This is a genomic window from uncultured Microbacterium sp. (assembly GCF_963521645.1).
Classification (GTDB): domain Bacteria; phylum Actinomycetota; class Actinomycetes; order Actinomycetales; family Microbacteriaceae; genus Microbacterium.
In genome coordinates this window covers 1-12,023 of sequence record NZ_CAUQVQ010000075.1, presented here as the reverse complement: position 1 = coordinate 12,023, position 12,023 = coordinate 1, and the positions used below count along the sequence as shown (strand labels likewise).

The 12,023-nt window shown below is 68.8% G+C and carries 11 protein-coding genes and 1 tRNA gene; 3 read left to right on the top strand and 9 right to left on the bottom strand.

Going from position 1 to position 12,023, the window contains the following annotated elements:
- Positions 1-76: 76 nt before the first annotated feature.
- Positions 77-994, bottom strand: a complete 918-nt coding sequence (locus RWO82_RS12800; RefSeq protein WP_314427661.1) for a LysR family transcriptional regulator ArgP — start codon at positions 992-994, stop codon at positions 77-79.
- Positions 995-1,020: 26 nt separating this feature from the next.
- On the opposite strand from RWO82_RS12800, the gene RWO82_RS12795 reads away from it, so the two are divergent.
- On the top strand, positions 1,021-1,707 hold the full coding sequence (locus RWO82_RS12795) for a LysE/ArgO family amino acid transporter (RefSeq protein ID WP_314427660.1): 687 nt from the start codon (positions 1,021-1,023) through the stop codon (positions 1,705-1,707).
- 6 nt (positions 1,708-1,713) lie between these two features.
- On the opposite strand, the gene RWO82_RS12790 is transcribed toward RWO82_RS12795, so the two are convergent.
- The 8 genes from RWO82_RS12790 to RWO82_RS12755 all read right to left on the bottom strand — a co-directional run bounded on the left by RWO82_RS12790 (position 1,714) and on the right by RWO82_RS12755 (position 7,143).
- The gene (locus RWO82_RS12790) at positions 1,714-2,523 is read right to left on the bottom strand and encodes an amino acid ABC transporter ATP-binding protein (protein WP_314427659.1); all 810 of its coding nucleotides are present in this window, start codon (positions 2,521-2,523) and stop codon (positions 1,714-1,716) included.
- Positions 2,510-3,175 (bottom strand): amino acid ABC transporter permease, encoded by a 666-nt coding sequence (locus tag RWO82_RS12785; protein ID WP_314427656.1) that lies wholly within the window; start codon positions 3,173-3,175, stop codon positions 2,510-2,512. Before RWO82_RS12785 ends, RWO82_RS12790 begins: the two co-directional genes overlap by 14 nt.
- Positions 3,176-3,177: 2 nt before the next feature.
- On the bottom strand, positions 3,178-3,996 hold the full coding sequence (locus RWO82_RS12780; RefSeq protein ID WP_314427654.1) for an amino acid ABC transporter substrate-binding protein: 819 nt from the start codon (positions 3,994-3,996) through the stop codon (positions 3,178-3,180).
- A 159-nt stretch (positions 3,997-4,155) separates the two neighbouring features.
- Positions 4,156-4,845, bottom strand: a complete 690-nt coding sequence (gene rplA / locus RWO82_RS12775; RefSeq protein WP_314427652.1) for a 50S ribosomal protein L1 — start codon at positions 4,843-4,845, stop codon at positions 4,156-4,158.
- Positions 4,846-4,856: 11 nt separating this feature from the next.
- Positions 4,857-5,288, bottom strand: coding sequence for a 50S ribosomal protein L11 (gene rplK, locus RWO82_RS12770; protein ID WP_067121215.1), 432 nt, complete (start codon positions 5,286-5,288; stop codon positions 4,857-4,859).
- A gap of 337 nt (positions 5,289-5,625) precedes the next feature.
- Complete coding sequence (nusG, locus tag RWO82_RS12765) at positions 5,626-6,717, bottom strand: transcription termination/antitermination protein NusG (protein ID WP_314427647.1); 1,092 nt, start codon at positions 6,715-6,717, stop codon at positions 5,626-5,628.
- 41 nt (positions 6,718-6,758) lie between these two features.
- Positions 6,759-7,031 (bottom strand): preprotein translocase subunit SecE, encoded by a 273-nt coding sequence (gene secE / locus RWO82_RS12760; RefSeq protein WP_194765229.1) that lies wholly within the window; start codon positions 7,029-7,031, stop codon positions 6,759-6,761.
- Positions 7,032-7,070: 39 nt separating this feature from the next.
- Positions 7,071-7,143: transfer RNA gene (locus RWO82_RS12755), tRNA-Trp, on the bottom strand.
- 190 nt (positions 7,144-7,333) lie between these two features.
- On the opposite strand from RWO82_RS12755, the gene RWO82_RS12750 reads away from it, so the two are divergent.
- Together RWO82_RS12750 and RWO82_RS12745 are read left to right on the top strand one after the other, a co-directional pair.
- The gene (locus tag RWO82_RS12750) at positions 7,334-9,157 is read left to right on the top strand and encodes an HSP90 family protein (RefSeq protein ID WP_399540838.1); all 1,824 of its coding nucleotides are present in this window, start codon (positions 7,334-7,336) and stop codon (positions 9,155-9,157) included.
- Positions 9,158-9,181: 24 nt separating this feature from the next.
- Entirely contained in the window at positions 9,182-11,980 is a 2,799-nt protein-coding gene (locus RWO82_RS12745; protein ID WP_314427644.1) for a hypothetical protein, read from the top strand.
- The last annotated feature ends 43 nt before the right edge of the window (positions 11,981-12,023 follow it).

The following is a 12,023-nucleotide window of genomic DNA, read 5'->3' as shown; positions in this document are numbered from 1 at the left end:
CGATCGACGATTCTATTGAATATTCATTCAGCACAAATCGCCTGCCATCAGGGGATCCTTCGCCCGCGGGCGCGGGTCAGTGCGCGAGCACTCGACGCGCCTCCTCGGCGACCTCCGCGGCGATCAGGTCGAGCAGGTCTGAGCGCAGATTCCACTGCTGCCAGTAGAGCGCCACCCGCACGGGATCGCCGCCGAGCGGCACGAGATCATCATGGTGCTGCAGCTGCGGAACCATCCCCCACCCGAGCCCCAGCCGCACGGCGAGCGCGAAGTCGTGCGAGGCCGGGACGTAGTGGCGCGGCACGCCCTGCGGCGCCACCCCGAGAGAGCCGAGCCAGGCGTGCTGCAGCGTGTCGCGCCGGTCGAAGTCGACGAAGGGCGCGGAGGCGAGAGCCTCCGGCGTGACCCCGTCGGGAAACCACCGTTCCGCGAAGCGCGCCTCGGCCATCGCCCGGTACTCCAGCACGCCGAGCGGCGCGACGGAGCATCCGGCCACCGGGGTCTGCTCGCTCGTGACCGCCGCCATGACCGTGCCCGATTCGAGGAGTCGGGCCGTGAAGTTCTGATCGTCGCGGTGCAGGTCGACATCGATGTCGTGCGCGGCGGAGAGACGGGCGATCGGCGGCAGGAACCAGGTCGCCATGGAGTCGGCGTTGACCGCCAGCGGCACGCGGATGCGCGGCGCATCCCCGTCGAGGCCGAGTCCGCCGAGGGCGTCGTGCTCGAGCAGCGCCACCTGTCTCGCGAGCCGCACGACCGCCTCCCCCGCCTCGGTGAGCCGAGCCGGTTTGGATCTGATCACCAGGACACGACCGAGCTGCTGTTCGAGTGCCTTGAGACGCTGGCTGACCGCCGAGGGTGTGATCCGCAGCACTCGGGAGGCCGCGTCGAGGGTGCCCTCATCGGCGACGGCGGCCACGGTGTACGCGAGTTCGGGGTCGATCTTCACATCAGCGATGCTAATGGTTCCGAAGAAATCCTTGCTGGTGTTCATGCGAGATGCGCGCCTACCGTGGTCTCATGCTCTCCGCGCTGTCGGGTCTCGGACTCGGTCTCTCACTCATCGTCGCGATCGGCGCCCAGAACGTCTTCGTCCTCCGCCAGGGCATCCGCCGCGAGCACGTCCTCGCCGTCGTGGTCGTGTGCGCGCTGTCCGACGCGCTGCTCATCGCCGCCGGCGTCGCAGGACTCGGTGTCGTGATCGCGGCGGCGCCGTGGCTGGTGGTGGTGGCCCGCTGGGCCGGTGCCGCGTTCCTCGTCGTCTACGGACTGCTCGCGGCTCGCCGGGCATGGAAGGGCGGCGAGGAGCTGCGAGTGGACGGCGCGGACGTCGCCGCAGAGAGCACTGTCGCCTCGCTCGGCGGGACATCGACAGGCACCCTCACGCGCGACGGCACGGCCACCCGCACGGCGCTCTCGCCGGTGCTGCTCACCGTGCTCGCCCTCACGTGGCTCAACCCCCACGTATACCTCGACACCGTGCTCATGCTCGGATCCATCGCGGCGACGCACGGCGACGAACGCTGGCTGTTCGCGGCCGGTGCGATCGCGGCGAGCATCATCTGGTTCACGGCCCTCGGCTTCAGTGCGCGTCACCTCGGTCGATGGCTGCGCACCGCGCGGTCTTGGAGGATCCTCGACGGCATCATCGCGGTCGTGATGATCGCGATCGCGATCAGCCTCGTGGTGCCGGTGCTCGGCGGCTGAGCACCGTCAGTCGCCGTCGAGGGGCCGGAGGATGCGGGTCAGGAATCGTCTGGTGCGCTCGTGCTGCGGATCGCCGAAGAGCTGCGCGGGCGGACCCTGCTCGATCACGACTCCGGCATCCATGAACAGCACGTGGTCGGCCGCCTCCCGCGCGAAGCTCAGCTCGTGGGTCACCACGACCATGCTCCAGCCGTCGTCGGCGAGTTCCTTGATCACCAGGAGCACCTCGCCGACCAGTTCGGGATCGAGAGCACTCGTGGGCTCGTCGAACAGCAGCAGATCGGGTCGCAGAGCGAGCGCGCGCACGATGCCCACGCGCTGCTGCTGCCCGCCCGAGAGCTCGTGCGGTCGGGCGTCGGCCTTGTCCGAGAGCCCCACCCTGGCGAGCAGTGCCTGCGCCTCGGCGACCACCTCGTCCTTGGGACGCCCCTGCACCCGCCACGGCCCCTCGATCACGTTCTGCAGCACGGTGAGGTGGGGGAAGAGATTGTGGTGCTGGAAGACCATCGCCGAACGATCGCGCAGCGCCAGGCGCTTCTGCTTCTGCACACGCGCCGTGACCCTCTCGCTCGGCGCGAAGTCGATGTCCGGGCCGCCCGCGACGACGATCTCACCGGCGTCCGGGGTCTCGAGGCCGTTGAGTGCGCGCAGCACCGTGGTCTTGCCCGAGCCGCTGGGCCCGATCAGCACGACGACCTCGCCCTTGTGCAGCGTCAGGTCGATGCCTCGCAGCACCTCGTTCTGACCGAAGCTCTTGTGCAGGCCCCGCGCCGTGAGCAGCTGGTCGGCGGTCGACGTGTGATCAGCGAGCGACATGGCGGTCGAGCTTCCTCTCGAGAGCGCTCTGCCCGAACGACAGAACGAGGCAGATCACCCAGTAGACCAGCGCCGCCGCCAGGTAGACGATCATGAACTCGAGGGTCGCGGCCGCGATCTGCTGCGCGACCTTGAAGAGCTCGGTCACCAGGATCAGCGACGCGAGCGACGTGTCCTTGACCAGCGAGATGAACGTGTTCGACAGCGGCGGGACCGAGACGCGTGCGGCCTGCGGCAGGATGACGCGCGTGAGAGTGCGCGTGCGGTTCATGCCGACCGTGTACGCGGCTTCCCACTGCCCCTTCGGCACAGAGAGGATCGCCGCCCGGACGACCTCCGCCGCGTATCCGCCGACGTTGAGCGACAGCGCGATGACCGCGCACGTCCACGAGTCGAGGGTGACCCCGATCGACGGCAGTCCGTAGAAGATCACGAACAGCTGCACCAGCATCGGGGTGCCGCGGATCACCGAGATGTAGAAGCGCGCGACGCCCGAGACGACCGGGTGGATCGAGATCCTCATCAGCGCGACGAGGATCGCGATCACCAGCCCCAGCGCGAACGACACGAGCGCCAGCGGCACCGTCACCGTCACACCCGCCAGGGCTATGGGCCCGAGCGAATCGATGAACAGCTGCCAGGGATTCTCCATGCTTACTGCGTGACGTCGGCGCCGAAGTACTTGTCGCTGATCTCGGCGAGCGTACCGTCGGCACGGAGCTCCTCGAGAGCACCGTCGATCGCCTCGACCAGGTCGGTCTTGTCCTTGGTGAACACGAACGCCTGCTCGCCGGCCTCGTCGGTCTCAGCCGCGATCTTGAGGCCGGACGGGCTGTTGGTGGTCTCGTAGTCGAGGAAGGTCAGCTTGTCGTTGACGGTCGCATCGACGCGGCCCTGACGGAGGAGCTCGACGGCCTGCGCCCACCCCTCGACGCCCTCGACGGTCGCACCCGACTCTGTCGCCAGCTCATACCAGTTGCTGGTGAGCGACTGCGCGGTGGTCTTGCCGGCCAGGTCGTCGAACGACGAGATCGAGTCGTCGTCCTCGGCGACCACGATCACGCCGGGCGAGACCGTGTACGGGGCGCTGAAGAGGTACTTCGCCTCGCGCTCCTCGTTGATGCTCACCTGGTTCGCGATCAGGTCGAAGCGCCCGGCATCCAGGCCCGCGAAGATCGCGTCCCACTGGGTCTCCTGGAACTCGATGTCGAGGTCGAGCTTCTCGGCGACGGCCTCGATGATCTCGACGTCGAAACCGGTCAACTCCCCCGCACCGTCGTCCTCGTGGAAGCTGAACGGACGGTACGTGCCCTCGGTCGCGACCGTGAGGACGCCGTCCTTCGCCAGACCGAAGTCGTCTCCCGAGCCCTCCCCGGCGGAGCTGCTCCCTGCGGGCGCGGTGCTTCCGCTGCACGCAGTGAGCGCTGCGGCGGCGACGACCAGTGCGGTGACGGCGATGAGACGACGAGACATGGAGACCCTCCTGGGGTGCGGTGAGGCGCGAATGCTGTGACGCGGAACTCACCCACACTATGTGGACTGCGGCCAGCATCTCACATCGCATGACGCCGGATGTCGCCCGGACATGCAGAAAGGCCCCCGCGAGATGCGGGGGCCTTTCCGGAATCACACTCAGATGGCGTTGACGTCCAGCGGGATGCCGGGGCCGAACGTGGTCGACACGGCGCCCTTCTGGATGTAACGGCCCTTCGAGCTCGACGGCTTGAGGCGGACGATCTCCTCGAGCGCTGCGCCGATGTTCTCGTCGAGCTGCTCGGCCGAGAACGACGACTTGCCGACGACGAAGTGCACGTTGGCGTGCTTGTCGACGCGGAACTCGATCTTTCCGCCCCTGATCTCCTCGACGGCCTTGGCCGTGTTGGGGGTCACGGTGCCGGTCTTCGGGTTCGGCATGAGTCCACGCGGACCCAGGACCTTTCCGAGACGACCGACCTGGCCCATGAGCTCCGGGGTCGAGACGGCCGCGTCGAAGGCGGTCCAGCCTGCAGCGACCTTCTCGATGAGCTCGGCGCCGCCGACCTCGTCTGCACCTGCGGCGATCGCTGCCTCGGCCGCGGGGCCGGTGGCGAAGACGATGACGCGGGCGGTCTTACCGGTGCCGTGGGGCAGGATGACGGTGCCGCGCACCATCTGGTCTGCCTTGCGGGGGTCGACAGCGAGCTTCAGCGCGACCTCGACGGTCGAGTCGAACTTCGACGAGCCGGTCTCCTTGGCGAGAGCGACTGCCTCGGTGGGGGTGTAGAAACGGTCTGCCTCGATCTTCTCGGCGGCAGCCTTGTAAGCCTTTGACTTCGTAGCCATGATTATTCTCCTCAGCCCTCGACCGTGATGCCCATGGAACGGGCGGTGCCGGCGATGATCTTCGAGGCAGCCTCGATGTCGTTGGCGTTCAGGTCGGCCTGCTTCTGCTCGGCGATCTGACGGACCTGCTCCTTGGTGATCTTCGCGACCTTGACCGTGTGCGGCGTCGACGAGCCCTTGGGCACGCCGGCTGCCTTCTTGATGAGCTCCGCTGCGGGCGGGGTCTTCAGGACGAAGGTGAAGCTGCGGTCCTCGTAGACGGTGATCTCGACGGGGATGACGTTGCCGCGCTGCGACTCGGTCGCGGCGTTGTACGCCTTGCAGAACTCCATGATGTTGACGCCATGCTGACCGAGCGCGGGGCCGATCGGCGGCGCCGGGTTGGCTGCACCGGCGTTGATCTGAAGCTTGATCAGGCCGGTCACCTTCTTCTTCGGTGCCATATCCTCTTCCTTTCATCGAACGGGTGCCGTGTGCATCCGCTCTCCCGCGAACCCGGCATCTCCGGGCTGCGGTCGTCCGCGCGCACGCCGAAGCGGAACGCAAACCACACAAGTCTACCTGATCCCCGCCCCGCCCCGTCCCACCCCGCGTCCCGCCCCCGCAGGCGGGGCCAGAATCGCAGCCCACCCGCCCGTTTCCGATGCGGAATCGACCCCGCCTGGGGTTTCGGATGCAGAATCGACCCCGCCCGGGGTACGGGCGGGGCAGCTGAGGCGTGCCCGGAACGCGAGAACGGCCGCCCCGGATCAGGACGGCCGTTCTCGTGACGCAGGTGGGTCAGCCCATCTTGGTGACCTGGTCGAACGACAGCTCGACCGGGGTCTCGCGCTCGAAGAGGGAGACGAGCACCGTGAGCTTGCCGCTCTCGGGCTTGATCTCGCTGATCGAACCGGGAAGACCCGCGAACGAGCCCTCCTTGATCGTGATGGTCTCGCCGATCTCGAAGTCGACCTCGGCGGGCAGCGGCCGCGCGACGGCGACTCCGCCCTTGGCGGCGATGTTCTTGGCGGTCGGCACGTCCTTGACCTCGACGAGCGACTTCAGCATGTTGAAGGCTTCTTCGAAGCGCAGCGGCGTCGGGTTGTGGGCGTTGCCCACGAAGCCCGTGACACCGGGGGTGTGGCGCACGACCGACCAGGTGTCTTCCGTGAGCTCCATGCGCACGAGCACGTAGCCCGGGATGCGCACGCGGGTGACCATCTTGCGCTGGCCGTTCTTGATCTCGACGACGTCTTCCATCGGGACCTCGACCTGGTAGATCTCGTCCTCGACCTCGAGCGTCGACTTGCGCTGCTCGATGTTCGCCTTGACCTTGCGCTCGAAGCCGGCGTAGGAGTGGATGACGTACCACTTGCCGGGCTGCATGCGCAGGTCGAGGCGGAAGGCCTCGTAGGGGTCTTCCTCGGCGTCGGTCTCGTCGGCCTCCGCGGCCTCTTCAGCCTCGACGGCTGCGGCCACGGGGTCGTCGCCGTCGACGTCGACGACCGGGCGGTCGTCCTCGCCGTTCACGTCGGGACCGTCGTACGGGGTGACCTCCTCGGCTGCCTCCGCCTCCTGCTCGGCGGTCTCTTCCGCCACAGAATCGTTGAGGACCTCAGCGGCAGCCTGGGACTCAGCCGCTTCGTCCAGGTTGAGGGCGTCGTTCACGATCGCGTCAGCCTCCGGGTCGTCGATTTCGATGTCGGTGTCTTCATCGGTGGTGTCGTCGCCGTCGCTGTCGACGTCCTCGATGTGGAGGGCGACGTGCTCGGCCGACGTGACGGACTTCTCCTCGGCTGCGAGGACGTTGCCCTCCTGGGCCTCGTCTTCCTCGCTGGACTGCTCTGCGGCAGTCGCCCAGTCGGCGTCGTCAGAATATCGTTCAGACACGTTGTTTCTTTCCAATCATTGCGGCACGAGCCGCAAGGGCATCAGGCGCCGGGAACTCCGAAAACAATGTGCGTCACCCACGCGAACAAGGTGTCCAGTCCGTAGACGATGCCCATGACGATCAGAACGAAGACCAGCACGACCGCGGTGAACTTGACCAGCTCCTTGCGGGTCGGCGTGACGACCTTGCGAAGCTCAGCGATGACCTGACGGAAGAACAGGGCGATGCTCCCGAAGAAGCCGAGGGGTCCGCGCTTCTTCTCGCGGGTGGCGCCGGCCGCGACGACATCGCCGCGCGGTTCGTCCTGATCCATCCTGAATGTACCTTTCGTGTGTCAGCGTGCGCTGACGCGCAGGGCGGACAGGAATCGAACCTGCAACCTGCGGTTTTGGAGACCGCTGCTCTGCCAATTGAGCTACCGCCCTAGAGACCCGGTGGTCTCGGGGTGTGGTCTTCATCCTGCCACCGAAATCCGGCCGGATGGACCGGGGCACGGCGAAAGAATGCAGACAACAACTGCTCCTCAAGCATACGGCATACCCCGGCCGGTTCCGAACCGGCGGCGGCATCCGCGTTGTTGTTAGGCTCGAGCGGGTTCGACGAGAGGCGATATGGGTGAGCGGTGACGTGCAGCAGTTCCAGGTGGATCTGCGCGGAGTCGTCGACCTGCTCAGTCGTCACATCTACTCGAGTCCGCGTGTGTATCTGCGCGAGCTCCTGCAGAACGCCCGCGACGCCGTCACCGCCCGCCGCGAGATCGACGGCGCAGGCGGAAGCATCCGCATCACCCCGCTCAGCGACGACTCGCCCGAGTTCGTGCTGCGCGACGACGGCATCGGCCTGACCGCCGTCGAGGTCGCCGATCTGCTCGCCACGGTGGGCCGCAGCTCGAAGCGCGACATCTTCGACCTGCCGCGCAGCGACTACCTCGGTCAGTTCGGCATCGGCCTGCTGAGCTGCTTCATGGTGGCCGACACGATCGTGATCCGCTCGCGCAGCGCCAGGGGCGGCTCGGCCGTGGAATGGACGGGCAGCGCCGACGGCACGTTCCGCGTGCGGGAGATCGACGACGATCTCGCGGTCGGCACGAGCGTGCATCTGAAGCCCCGCTTCGACGCCGAGGAGCTGCTGCGCCTCGCCGCGGTGCGCGAGCTCACCACGAGCTTCGCCGAGTTCCTGCCCGTGCGCGTCACGATCGACACCCCGAACGGCGACGTCGACGTCACGCGTCGCGCACCGTTCCTCGATGCCGCGGCGCACCCCGAGGAGGCGGTGTCGTACGGGCGTGATCTGCTCGGCGCCGCGCCCCTCGACGTGATCGAGCTGAGCGACTCGGCCACGGGCACTCGCGGGCTCGCCTATGTGCTGCCGTTCGCGCCTCCGCCCGGCGCCCGGCAGGCGACCAGGATGTATCTGGGGCGGATGCTGCTGTCGGAGCGCCTCGACGACCTGCTGCCCGATTGGGCGTTCTTCGTGCGCGCGGTGATCGACTCGACCGGTCTCGCCCCCACGGCGAGTCGGGAGGCGCTCGTCGACGATGCGGCCCTCGAACGGGCGCGCGAGCAGCTGGGCGCCGGCATCCGTCGGTGGATCCTCGAACTCGGTCTGCGCGAGCCGCATCGACTCGCGCAGTTCGTGGCGATCCACGAGGTGGGGCTCAAGTCCCTCGTGCGGCACGACGACGAGCTGGCACGGTTCATCACGCGCTGGCTGACTCTCGAGACCACACACGGCACCCTGCGCGTCGGCGACCTCGTGGAGCGGTTCTCGCACGTGCGCTACGCCGCATCCGTCGACGAGTTCCGCCAGGTGGCCGGGATCTCGCCCGGCACCGAGGTGCTGGTGAACGGCGGCTACCTGTACGACGCCGATCTGGTGCGGATGATTCCCGACCTCTACCCGCACGTCACGATCGAGGCGGTCGATGTGACGGGCGAGCTCGATCGACTGGACCCTCCCCCGCTCGACGACCGCGATCTCGCAGTCGCCCTCGAGGCACGCGCGGGCGGAGTGCTCGCGACATCCGGATGCTCGGTGACCGTGCGATCGATCGATCGTTCCGAGCTCGCGGCGCTCTACGTCGTGGACCCCGAGGTGCTGCGCCGCATCGACCGGGGACGCACCAAGGGCATCACCGGCTCGCTCTGGGGCGGCGTGCTCGACCGCATCGACAGCACGCTCGCGGCATCCCGCGACGACGACCCGACCGCCAGACTGTGCCTCAACTGGTCGAACGCGGTGGTCCGCGCGCTCGTGCGCGTGCAGGACGACGCGGTGTTCGCGCGCACCGTGCAGCTGCTCTACATCCAGGCGCTGCTCGCGGGACACCATCCGCTCACCGACTCCGACCGTGCGCTGATGACCACCGCGCTCACCGACCTCGTGGCGCTCTCGGCCGGTATCGAAGGCGACGCGATCCCCTTCGAAGACCCGCTCTGAACCGCAGAAAAGGGAACCTCTCACATGGCACGTCCGAACACACGCTTCCAGCAGCTCATCGAGGAGATCGACATCACCCCGTGGGGTCCGGCCGAGCAGGCGCTCGTGTCGGAGGCGGTCGCGTTGGCCGTGGAGCTCGGAGACGAGCAGCTCGAATACCAGGCGCGGATGCGGCAGACGGCGTCGGCCAACATGAACGGCGCGACCGACGTGATGCTGAACTCCTTCGCGTGGTGCCTGGCCAGGCACGACGCCGACCCGCAGCGGTTCCCCGCGGATCTCGCATACGGCGGCGCCGACCTGATGTGGCAGTTCAAGTGGATGGCATCGGCTCTGCGGTCGTCTCCCGCGTTCTCTGTCGAGCAGATCACCGCGGTGCTCGATGACATGGAGGCGCACTACCGCACGGCGGGGCTCGGTCTGAGCGGAGTGCTCACCGCTCGCTTCGAGGACGCGTGGGATGCCGGGCGCTTCGACGACGCCGAGGCTCTGCGTGTGCGACTGGAGGCGACCCCGCGCGACGAGCACAGTCACTGCGACGCCTGCGGTCGCAGTCAGTTCGCCGGATTCTTCGCCGAGACCGACCGTGACGCCGACGCCATCCGCCTTGTGGAGGAGATGCTCGAGGGCGGCTACTCGTGCGGTGAGGAGCCCGAGCACGCACTCTCTCGCGTGCTGCTCCCCTACCTGCGTGCGGGGCGGCTCGACGACGCCAAGAGCGCGCATCTGCGCAGCTACCGCCTGGCCAAGGACAACCCCGACAACCTGCGCATCGTGGCGAACAACATCGTGTTCGCCGCGATCACGGGCAACGAGGCCAGAGCCCTCTCGCTGGTCGAGCGCCACCTCGCATGGCTCGCGCACGACGGGCTCAACGTCGACGCGCACTTCGACGCTCTCGCGGCCTTCGCCTTCGCACTCGACCGGGTCTCGGCCGCGGGCCACGGCGACACTCCGGTGCGCGGCGCGGAGACCGATGCGCTCGCACCGTTCTTCGGCGCGCACGAGGGCATCGGAACCGCGGCGGGGCTCGCGAGGGCGGCCTGGGCCGCTGCCGAGCGCATCGGGGCCGAGTTCGACCGCCGCGACGGCACCGACGGACACGCGCGCAGGCTCGCGCGCATGCGCTCGCTCGCACACGAGCACTACGACCTGCCGATCCGCTCGGACGCGTTCATCGCGACCCCCGACGCGCCGGCCCCGGCCGATGCCGACGCGTGGTTCGCGCGCACGATGGACCTGGCGCAGTACGGCGCCGAGCACGAGACGCTGCAGGCGCTCCCCCACGCCCTCGCCGTCGCGGATCCCGCGAAGCGAGCGCAGCTGCTCTCCATGCGACTCGGCATCCTGATCGCCCTCGGTCGCGCCGACGAGGCCGCCGAGCTGCTTCCCGCCAGGATCGAGGCGCTGCGGGCGGCGGAGAAGGATGATCAGGCAGATCTCGAGCAGCGGCTCGGTCTCGCGACCTTCGGTCTGGACACTCCGGATGCCGTCGCGGCCCTCGACCACGAGCTGTCGGCCTCGGCCCACCTGCCGGCCTGGTCGCGCGGAGACCTGGCCCTCAGCCGCGCCTCGCTGCACCTGCACGCCGGGGAACCGGATGCCGCTCTGGAGCTGGCCGAGGTCGCCGCACGGGCGTTCGCGGAGGCCGAGGACACCCGTCTCGCCCACACGACGACGCTCCTCGCGATCGCCGCGGTGCTGCAGAAGCCCGACATCGACGCGGCATCCGCGCTGCTCGACCGCCTGCTCGCACAGGACGATCTGAGCCTCGGCCATCGCGCGCAGGCGCTGCAGACCCGCGCACGGGTGCGCGGCGGCAGCGAGGCCTTCGCCGAGGGCGCCGCCGACGCCGACGAGGTGTGCCGACTGCTCGCGGGCCTCGGCGCGACGAAGGCTCTCGCATCCGCTCATCTTCTGGCCGGGGCCCTCTGGGAGGATGCCGGAGACGCTGAGAAGGCCGTCACGCGCTATCGCGTGACCTCACGACTGCTCTCGCAGGACGGCGATGACACGACCGGGTCGGACTTCCGGCTCGCGCGGGCCATGCTCTCCGCGGGGCACGCCGAGGAGGCGGCCGAGCTGTTCGGACACGTGCTCGATCGTGAGGAGCGGGCCGAGGCGTCGGCGGCATCCCGGGGCATGACGGCGTCTCTGCTCGCGCGAGCTCTCGCCGCAGCCGGGGAGTTCGGCCAGGCAGTGGGCGCGTTCGGCTATGCCGCAGAGCTCTTCGGCGCCGACGAGGAGCACGCCGACCAGGCCGTCGTGCTCACGGAGCGCGCCAGGATCCTCGCACGATTCGACGAGCACGACGAGGCGATCGCGTCACTCGAGGCGGCATCGGAGATCGTCCGCAGGGCCCCCGACGCCGTCGGCGCTCTGGTCGACGTGCTGCACAATCTGGGCCAGGCCTACGGTGCGCGGCACGACGAGCGGGCCTTCGCGCTGTTCGACGAGGTGGCGGCGCTCGCGCAGCAGCATGACGCGCAGTGGCTGCTCGCCGACGTGATGGACTCGCGTGCGCGCGCGTTCGCCGAGGTCGGCCGCATCGACCAGGCGGTGCCAGCAGCGCTCACGGCGGCCGACGGTTTTGCCGCTCTCGGCGACACCGGATCGGCGGGCGGCTCCGAGCTGTTCGCCGCACGCCTGCTCGCGGGTGACGGGCGGGGCGAGGATGCCGTGCCGATCTACCGGTCGGCGATCGAGCACGCCGAGGCGAACCCGCCGCTGCATCAAGTGTCGGCACTCGAGCTGGGCGATGTGCTCGAGGCGCTCGGGCGCCACGTCGAGGCCGCCGAGGTGCGTGCACTGCTCGACAGCTGAGCGACGCCCGCCCACCGCTCCCGCTCGTTGAGCGAGGACGACG

What these genes read in the sequence shown, in the direction of transcription:
- RWO82_RS12795 (WP_314427660.1), top strand. Translation starts at nt 1,021, where the DNA reads ATGCTCTCCGCGCTGTCGGGTCTCGGACTCGGTCTCTCACTCATCGTC.
- RWO82_RS12790 (WP_314427659.1), bottom strand. Translation starts at nt 2,523, where the DNA reads ATGTCGCTCGCTGATCACACGTCGACCGCCGACCAGCTGCTCACGGCG.
- RWO82_RS12780 (WP_314427654.1), bottom strand. Translation starts at nt 3,996, where the DNA reads ATGTCTCGTCGTCTCATCGCCGTCACCGCACTGGTCGTCGCCGCCGCA.
- RWO82_RS12800 (WP_314427661.1), bottom strand. Translation starts at nt 994, where the DNA reads ATGAACACCAGCAAGGATTTCTTCGGAACCATTAGCATCGCTGATGTG.
- rplK (WP_067121215.1), bottom strand. Translation starts at nt 5,288, where the DNA reads ATGGCACCGAAGAAGAAGGTGACCGGCCTGATCAAGCTTCAGATCAAC.
- RWO82_RS12785 (WP_314427656.1), bottom strand. Translation starts at nt 3,175, where the DNA reads ATGGAGAATCCCTGGCAGCTGTTCATCGATTCGCTCGGGCCCATAGCC.
- secE (WP_194765229.1), bottom strand. Translation starts at nt 7,031, where the DNA reads ATGGATCAGGACGAACCGCGCGGCGATGTCGTCGCGGCCGGCGCCACC.
- rplA (WP_314427652.1), bottom strand. Translation starts at nt 4,845, where the DNA reads ATGGCTACGAAGTCAAAGGCTTACAAGGCTGCCGCCGAGAAGATCGAG.
- RWO82_RS12745 (WP_314427644.1), top strand. Translation starts at nt 9,182, where the DNA reads ATGGCACGTCCGAACACACGCTTCCAGCAGCTCATCGAGGAGATCGAC.